Origin of the sequence: Salipiger sp. (assembly GCF_048261495.1) — a bacterium.
In the GTDB taxonomy this organism is placed as follows: domain Bacteria; phylum Pseudomonadota; class Alphaproteobacteria; order Rhodobacterales; family Rhodobacteraceae; genus Salipiger.
Genome location: NZ_JBLXFX010000025.1, coordinates 1 through 7039, shown reverse-complemented (window position 1 = coordinate 7039; position 7039 = coordinate 1). Strand labels below are relative to the sequence as shown.

The following is a 7039-nucleotide window of genomic DNA, read 5'->3' as shown; positions in this document are numbered from 1 at the left end:
GGGTTCACCCCGGAGACGCGGATCACGCCATCCGCCTGCGCCTGGCTGTTGACCGAGCGCTCCGCGCCGCGCGTGTGACGGAAGATCGCCGGAACGGGGGCGTTCCGCGCGAAGCGGAAATAGGTGAATGTGCCATCGTCCCAGACCGAGAGTGGCGTGAACTCGCGCTGCGCGCTTGCGCCATAGTTGGCATTGGGCGCGGCGGCCGCCACCGCCAGCCGGGGCGCGCTGCGGCTTTCGGGGTAGCGGAACTGCACGACATAATGCGGGGTCTCGCGCGCCTCGACGACGTGGAAGTAATAGGAGCGCCGGTTGGTGTAGACCGTAATGTTGGTGGAAACGCCCGAGGCCACGGGCTTGATCGCGAAGGCGCGCCCGCCCGGGACCGCGTCGAACTGGAAGCCGACCGTATCGCCGGCGATGATCGAGCGGATGGTCTCGCCCTCGCCGAACTCGACCGTGGTCACACGGGTGAGGCTGGTCACGACGCGGAACACCTGGCCGTCGACCCAGGTCGCGATCCGGACCCGGCTGTCATGGGCACCGCGCCCGGGCGTGGTCTCGGCCAAAGCGGGGAGGCCCGCGGACATCGCGGCGGCGAGGAGGAGGCCGGAAAGGCAAAGGCGGGTCGTCATTCGGCGCGGTCCGATCTGATGGCGTATTGCGTGACGGTGAAGCCGAAGGGGTTCTGCCAGACCTCGTCGAGGACACGCGGGATCTCGGGGTGGAACTCGAACATCAGCGTGGCGGTGAAGGCGCCGTCCTGAACACCCTGCGGCCCGGTCAGGCGCTTGCGCAGACGCACCTGCGCGCGGTTCTCGCCGATGAGCGTGATGCTGGCGATCTCGACCGCCATCTCGGCCCCTGCCCCGTAGCGCGTCGGCGGATAGCTCTCCTGGCCGCTGGTCCAGGTCGCGCGCATGCTGGCCTCGGCCGCACCCTTCGACTGTGCCAGCACCCGGCGCACGCGCAGGTCGTTGTCGAGCTGGTTGTAGGTCTCGCGGTCGGTGATGTAGCGGTAGATCTGCGCTTCGATCACGGCCGGACGCTCGGCCAGCGTCACGGTCTGGACGGCGGCGTTCGGCAGCGCGAGTCCGGTCGCGGGATCGAAGGGCACGACGACCGGGGGCGGGGTTTCGATCAGGAGGGCGACGGCGGCGGCCGAGAGGCAACCCAATACGCCGAAGACCGCACCGCCGATGCCGATCTTGCGCCAGGTCTCCTCGCGCCGCAGCGCACCGTAGACCAGCTCCTCCTCGACGATGGTGTCGATGCCCGTTCCCATCTTCATGGCCGGAGTTCCGGTAGGGTGAAGTCCATGTAGCGGCGTTCCTCGGCGATGGTCGCCGCATCGACCACGCCCGCATTGCCCGCGCCCACGGTCTGGATCGCCTCGAGCTCCCACATGCGTGTCATCGCGATGGCGAGCTCCGCGGTCACCCGGGTGTTGTGGTCCATCGATTCCTTCAGATCGGCCATGTCGGGGATCATCTCGACCAGGCGTTCGACGCGTTCCAGCGATTGCGCCGCCTCGGCATGGCTGTTTTGCGCCGCCGCCGAGAGCACCGCCCCGGTGGTGGCGCGGGTGGCCACCCCTTGCGCGCCGGGGCTGCCGCTGCGGGCGATCTCGGCAAGACTGTCCTCGTCGAACCCGGCACTCGCCAGCGCGCTTTCCATCTGGGTGCGCAGCGGCCCGGCGGAGGAGCCGAGGAGCGCGCTCCAGTCGCCCTTCTGGATGCCGGTGATCAGGTTGCCGATGTCGGAGAAATCCGCCTCGAGCAGCCCATCGAGATCGCCGCCCATGAAGAGGCCCAGGATACGATCCCGGGCGCCGGTGAGCGAGGCATACATCTGGTTCAGCTGGTCGAGCTGCTGCTGCACGAGATCTAGCTGTTCCAGGAGCGTATCCAGCTGGTCCGTCTGGATCCCGAAATCCTCCAGCATCTGCTGCAGCTGGCGGATTTCCTGGGCGATGTTCTGGGTGTCGACGGTCGGTACGCCCTGGGCGATGGCCGACGCGGGCGCCAGGCTCATCGTCACGGCTACCGCGGCGGCTGTCCCGAACAGAATTCTCCGTGCGCGCGGGAAGGTCGTCCTCATCGCAAAGTCTCCAAACTGAAATCCATGTATTGCCGCTCGGCGGCCTGCGCGGCGGCGAGCGCGATCTGCTCGGCGCTCATCGGCTCGATTCTCGCGGCCTTGAGGCGGGTGCGGATGGCGACGAGGCGCGCCAGTTCCGCGCGGGCATAGGTGTTGAGTGCCAGCGCTTCGTGCAGATCTTCTGTCTCGCCGATCCGCTCGATGATGTCCTGTACCCGGAGCGCGGCAGCCCGGACCGAGACCATCGAATAGTCGCCATAGACCCCGGAGCCATGCGCTGAGAGGCTGAAGCTCGCATTGGCGAGAAGGACCGGATCGATGGTGCCGAGGGCGTCGATCCCGCCGACGGCGGCGAGGTAGCGGTTGTACTGCTCGGGGATGAGCACGACGTAGTGTTGGGTTTCCGAGAATGGCGGCACGCCGCCGTAATCCTGAACATTGCCGGGACCTGCGTTATAGGCGGCGAGCCCGTGGATGATGTTGCCGCCGAACATGTTCAGCATCTGCGCGAGGTAACGCGCGCCGCCGGTCACCTGCAGGTAGGGATCGTCGTAATAGGCGGGATAGATGCCCAGATCGGAGGCGGTGCCGGGCATGATCTGGGTGAGGCCGAAGGCGCCGACGGGCGAGCGGGCGCCGATCTGGAACCGGCTCTCCTGCCAGATCAGCGCCTGGAGGAGACAGCGCCATTGCACGAGGGAAAGGCCGGCGCGCGACACGCCCTGAAGGGAGAAGGTGTCGCGCGCCGCGCGGATGATCAGCGCCTCGATCCCCTCGCGCGCGTCGCCGAACATACGGGCCGCGGCCGGATTGCCATCCGTGGGCCCATAGAGCACGGCGGCGGTGGTGTCGGAGCCCCTGCCCGCTTCCAGTCCCGCGATGGTAGCAGAGACATCGGTTCCGCCCAAGCTTGTCGCTTCGACGAGATCGTTCAGCGCCGCGAGCTGTTGGCGTTCGATCTCGGCCAGTTCCTTCTCCCGGGTCAGCCGGTCGCGCTGCAGCACCAGATCCCGGTCGCGCTGCGCGATCAACGCAGCCGTGCGCGCGAAACCTTGCGCATCGAAAGTCGGCACGCCCTGCCCCGACGCGGGGCCCGCAAGCGCGACGAAGACGAGAAGGGGAGGAAGTCGGCGCAACATGGATCAGTCCGCGATCCCGAGTGCCAAGAAGGTGCAGGTGCTATCGGCCCGCGTGACCGCAGCGCCCTTGGTCGAGACCCGCGGCGCGCTCGCGGTCTCGGCCTGGAAGTTGAAGCAGTTCGCCGTCGCGGGCTTGTACTCGGCGCAGGCCGACAGGGTGAGCCCGAGGACGAGAAGCCCGAGGCGCAGGGTCATCGTCTTGTTCATCATGTTCTCCAGAAGTCCGGGCAGTCGCGGTAGTCGCTGCCCACCAGCTCCTCGCCCTTCTCCATGCCGCCGAGGATGGTCACGAGCGGCCCGAGGCTCGAGAGATCGGCATCGATCACCACCGAACCGCGGTCGTCGCGGACCAGCGCGAGCCGAGAGGACGAACCGACGCCGAGGAGGATGTCGAGTTCCTTCTCGGACAGGCCCAGCATGGCGTAATCGGCCTCGCTGGCGCGGATGTTCGGCAGCAGGATCTGCGTCGGCACCGCTTCGACGATGGTCTTGCCGGTGCGGGTGCGTTCGAGCTGGCTCGCATATTGCGTCATCATCACGACGACGGCGTTCTGTTTCCGGGCGGTGACGAGCCAGTTCGACAGCCGTTCCGCGAAATATGCATTGTCGAGTGCCTTCCAGGCCTCGTCGATCAGGATCACGGTCGGCTTGCGGTCCTCGATCACCCGCTCGACGCGCCGGAAGAGATAGGAGAGCACCGCCATGCGCTCCCGTTCGCTCTCGGAATCGAGGATGCCGGTCAGGTCGAAGCCGGAGATGTCGCCGGCGAGGCTGAATGTATCTTGGGCATTGGCGCCGAAGATCCAGCCGTAGCGGCCGTCGGCGGTCCATTCCTGCATGCGCTCGAAGAGATCGCCCTCGTCGTCGGTCGAGACCAGCAGCGAGGCAAAATCCGACCAGTTCCGGAGACCTTCGTGACTGGCCGAGGCGTTCTGGCGAACGACCTCCTGCAACCGGTTGGTCTGGACCGGGGTGAGCGGGCGATCGCGACGTTCGAGGAGCGTCGCGAGCCAGTCGGCGAGCCAGGCCTGGCCGCGCGCATCGGTCTCGGTCTGGAGCGGATTGAGACCCGTGGGCCGCCCGGCCCGCACGGTCGAATAGCTGCCGCCGAGCGCCCGCACCGCCATCTCCATGCCGGCGCGGTAGTCGACGACGAAGAGCCGGGCATTCGCGCGCCGCGCCATGGCCATGAGGAAGGCCGCAAGCACTGACTTGCCGGAGCCGGGACGGCCGAGGATCAGCGTGTGGCCGCCGGTCGGCTCACGATCCGGCGCGCCCTGTTCGTGGAAGTTGAACCGGAACCCGCCGCGCTCGGGCGTCGGGAACAGCGTGATCGGCAGGCCCCAGGGCACGTCGCTCCCGGGCTTGCCCAAGGGCGTGCGATGCAATGTCGCCAGGTCCGCGAAATTGTGGTTGGTGATCGCCGCCTTGCGGCTCCGCGCCCCGGTATTGCCGGGATGCTGGGCCATGTAATGCGCCCGCGCGCCGAAACCTTCCGAGATCAGGTTGATGCCGGTGCTGGCGGCGATGTTGCGCACTTCGGCGCAGATGTCGTCGAGGGCGGCACGGGTCCTGGCATATACTGCGACCGTCATGTGATGCTCGCCGAAGATCAGGCGTTTGGATTCCAGGTCGTCCTGCGCAAGCTCCAGCTCCTCGGCGAGGCTGACCGCCCCGTCATTGGCGGCCTGCATGAGCCGCAGCTGCCGCTTGATCCGGCCGGCCATGATATTCGAGTTTACGGCCACGAAGGAATGCGTGACGACCATGTCGACCGGCAGGTTCAGCTCGTCGAGCATCAGCGCGTCGGTCTTGGCGGGGTAGTTCTTGACCGCGAAGATCGCGCCGAATTTCTCGCCCGCCGCCCCGTCGGAGAGGCGGATGGTGGGACCGTCGAAGGTCACACGGGTGTTGGCCACGTCTTCGGCGAGGATGCCGAAGCGCGAGCGCGGGAAGAGCGGATGTTCGCAGCCGGTATTGAGGCTGCCGAGGAAGCCAATGAGCGCGCCGGAATTTGCGGACAACAGCCGGGGCTTCATCTCGTCGAAGGTGGAGAGGATGAACCCCACCACTTCGTCGAGCTTGCGCAGCCTCCGAACCGTGTCCTGCGCGAGCCGTGCACGGGAGGCGGCGGCGAGGAACGGCAGGCCTCGCCCCGCCTCGGGGCGTTTCAGGACCGTCAGGGTCAGCGTCTTGTCGCGGAGCCCCGACGCGCGCAGATGGTTGCGCCAGCGCCGGTCGATCTCGCCCGCGAAGCCAGTGTCCTCCATCGGTGGCAGATCCACCTCGACCGCTTTCGAGACCTTGTGAAGGTAGAAGGAGAACCCTGTCCCGGCCTGCGCAACGATCCCGGCCATCAGTGCGCCGATGCGGTCGAGATGCGCGTCCTCGCTCGTGGTGCTGTTCACCCCCTCGAGCCGGATGCATTGCATGAGCTCGTTGCCGCGGGTGCGGATCGTGGTGTCGCTGACGAGGCTGACATAGGGCAGCATCTGCGAGAGACGCTTTTCGCCCGTGACCCACGGCGGCAGCGCCGTCCCGAGATCGAGATCCTCGCCGTATCCAGCATCACGGGGCATAGCTGTCGCCTCCGTGATGCTTCCGGTTCCGGGTCGGCGGCGTCTCCTGGAGCGTGATCACCAGCACATCGAGGAAGTTCGGATCCCAGTCGGCAGCCTTCCAGAGCGCGGGCCAGGCGATGCCGGCGATCAGCGCCACGACCCAGCTCTGCACCCAGAGGAAGAGGAGCGTGGAGCCGAAGAGCCAGACCATGGCATACATGATCGGCAGGCCCATGAGCTTGGGCGGCCTCAGGAGGCCGATGAAGACGCGCGACTGCTCCGCCATGGCTTGCTCTCAGGTGGTCCAGATCGCGGCGACGATGGTCGGGGCCGCGGCGATCCCGGCGATCGCCACCACGACCCAGAGCGCCTGCCGGAAATCGAGGATGCCGAAGAGCCAGGACAGGAACACGCCGATCAGTGCCAGCGTGCCGATCACGATGCCCAGGGGGCCGGTGATCGCATTGACGATGCCCTGCAACAGGGTCTGCACCGGCGAGAGGTCGATGCTCTGGGCGAGCGCCGGTCCGGCAGCAACGATCAGCAGGGTCGCCGCGACGGCGGTCAGGGTCTCTTGTCTTCTCACGAAATCTCTCCTCTCAGGCGCAACATCGCGGCGGTCACTTTCGCCACATGGCCCATGGTTTCTCGGTAAGGGGGAATGCCCCCGTGACGGTCGACCGCCTCGGGCCCGGCATTGTAGGCGGCGAGCGCCAGGCGGCTGTCGCCGAAACGGTCGAGCATCATCAGGAGATACCGCGCCGAGCCGTCGAGGTTCTGGCGCGGATCATGCGGATCGACGCCCAGAACGCGCGCCGTGTCCGGCATCAGCTGGCCGAGCCCGATCGCGCCCGCGCCGCTCAGCGCGCGCGGATTATAGGCGCTCTCGATCTCGATATTGGCCCGGTAAAGCGCGGCCCAGTCGGTGACCGAAAGGCCGGCACGCCGCAAGCCGGGATGACCCGCATAGCGGAAGGCGGTCGCCTCGATGGCCGCGAGAATGTCGGGAGGAGCCGGGACAGGCGCGCGCGATGTGGCCTCAGTGTCCGCTTCGTCTTGCGACTGATTGGAGAAGAGAAAGAGCCGGTCGCCGGGACCCGTTGCATCGCCTGTTTGAAGGTCGGTCGATGCGTCTGGATCAGCCTGCGCGGCGGAGACGTCGATCAGCCGGCCATCCTGGCCGACGGAGAAGATGAACCCGCCTGTCGTCGTCTGTGCCAGCAAGGCCGAGGGTGCGGA

At 67.2% G+C, this 7039-nt stretch carries 9 protein-coding genes; all 9 read right to left on the bottom strand.

The annotated features are described in order from the left end of the window. Positions 1 to 635: TrbG/VirB9 family P-type conjugative transfer protein (locus ACN0RJ_RS23025; protein ID WP_417725826.1), on the bottom strand; the 635-nt coding region annotated here is incomplete at its 3' end. Next, complete coding sequence (locus ACN0RJ_RS23020) at positions 632 to 1285, bottom strand: virB8 family protein (protein WP_417725828.1); 654 nt, start codon at positions 1283 to 1285, stop codon at positions 632 to 634. The genes ACN0RJ_RS23020 and ACN0RJ_RS23025, both read right to left, overlap by 4 nt. Positions 1286 to 1287: 2 nt before the next feature. Next, positions 1288 to 2034 carry a type IV secretion system protein gene (locus ACN0RJ_RS23015; RefSeq protein ID WP_417725825.1) on the bottom strand — a complete coding sequence of 249 codons (747 nt, stop codon included), beginning with the start codon at positions 2032 to 2034 and terminating at the stop codon, positions 1288 to 1290. A gap of 62 nt (positions 2035 to 2096) precedes the next feature. Next, the gene (locus ACN0RJ_RS23010; protein ID WP_417725824.1) at positions 2097 to 3239 is read right to left on the bottom strand and encodes a lytic transglycosylase domain-containing protein; all 1143 of its coding nucleotides are present in this window, start codon (positions 3237 to 3239) and stop codon (positions 2097 to 2099) included. Positions 3240 to 3242: 3 nt separating this feature from the next. Then, positions 3243 to 3446 carry a hypothetical protein gene (locus tag ACN0RJ_RS23005; protein ID WP_417725823.1) on the bottom strand — a complete coding sequence of 68 codons (204 nt, stop codon included), beginning with the start codon at positions 3444 to 3446 and terminating at the stop codon, positions 3243 to 3245. Then, entirely contained in the window at positions 3446 to 5818 is a 2373-nt protein-coding gene (locus ACN0RJ_RS23000; protein ID WP_417725822.1) for a type IV secretion system protein B4, read from the bottom strand. The genes ACN0RJ_RS23005 and ACN0RJ_RS23000 overlap by 1 nt, the downstream gene beginning before the upstream one ends. Continuing rightward, on the bottom strand, positions 5808 to 6086 hold the full coding sequence (locus tag ACN0RJ_RS22995) for a type IV secretion system protein VirB3 (RefSeq protein ID WP_298498534.1): 279 nt from the start codon (positions 6084 to 6086) through the stop codon (positions 5808 to 5810). Before ACN0RJ_RS22995 ends, ACN0RJ_RS23000 begins: the two co-directional genes overlap by 11 nt. Positions 6087 to 6095: 9 nt before the next feature. After that, entirely contained in the window at positions 6096 to 6386 is a 291-nt protein-coding gene (locus tag ACN0RJ_RS22990) for a TrbC/VirB2 family protein (RefSeq protein ID WP_417725821.1), read from the bottom strand. Continuing rightward, positions 6383 to 7024 carry a lytic transglycosylase domain-containing protein gene (locus ACN0RJ_RS22985; RefSeq protein WP_417725827.1) on the bottom strand — a complete coding sequence of 214 codons (642 nt, stop codon included), beginning with the start codon at positions 7022 to 7024 and terminating at the stop codon, positions 6383 to 6385. The genes ACN0RJ_RS22990 and ACN0RJ_RS22985 overlap by 4 nt, the downstream gene beginning before the upstream one ends. Positions 7025 to 7039 lie beyond the last annotated feature (15 nt).